The organism is Kurthia huakuii LAM0618 (assembly GCF_000505545.1).
GTDB classification, from domain to species: Bacteria; Bacillota; Bacilli; order Bacillales_A; family Planococcaceae; genus Kurthia; species Kurthia huakuii.
This window is the reverse complement of sequence record NZ_AYTB01000035.1, coordinates 1-494: the sequence shown is the minus strand read 5'-3', so window position 1 is coordinate 494 and position 494 is coordinate 1. Positions and strand designations below refer to the sequence as shown.

Genomic DNA, 494 nt, shown 5'->3' with positions numbered 1-494 from the left:
GACCGAGTCATCTATTCCGTAATAATCCTTAGAAAGGAGGTGATCCAGCCGCACCTTCCGATACGGCTACCTTGTTACGACTTCACCCCAATCATCTATCCCACCTTAGACGGCTGGCTCCATAAATGGTTACCCCACCGGCTTCGGGTGTTACAAACTCTCGTGGTGTGACGGGCGGTGTGTACAAGGCCCGGGAACGTATTCACCGCGGCATGCTGATCCGCGATTACTAGCGATTCCGGCTTCATGTAGTCGAGTTGCAGACTACAATCCGAACTGAGAACGGTTTTATGAGATTGGCTAACCCTCGCGGGCTTGCAGCTCTCTGTACCGTCCATTGTAGCACGTGTGTAGCCCAGGTCATAAGGGGCATGATGATTTGACGTCATCCCCACCTTCCTCCGGTTTGTCACCGGCAGTCTCCTTAGAGTGCCCAACTAAATGATGGCAACTAAGAATAAGGGTTGCGCTCGTTGCGGGGCTTAAGCCAGCAT

At 52.8% G+C, this 494-nt stretch carries 1 rRNA gene; it reads right to left on the bottom strand.

The features are described 5' to 3' along the window. Positions 1-32: 32 nt before the first annotated feature. Positions 33-494, bottom strand: a 16S ribosomal RNA gene (locus V514_RS0118255); the annotation flags it as partial.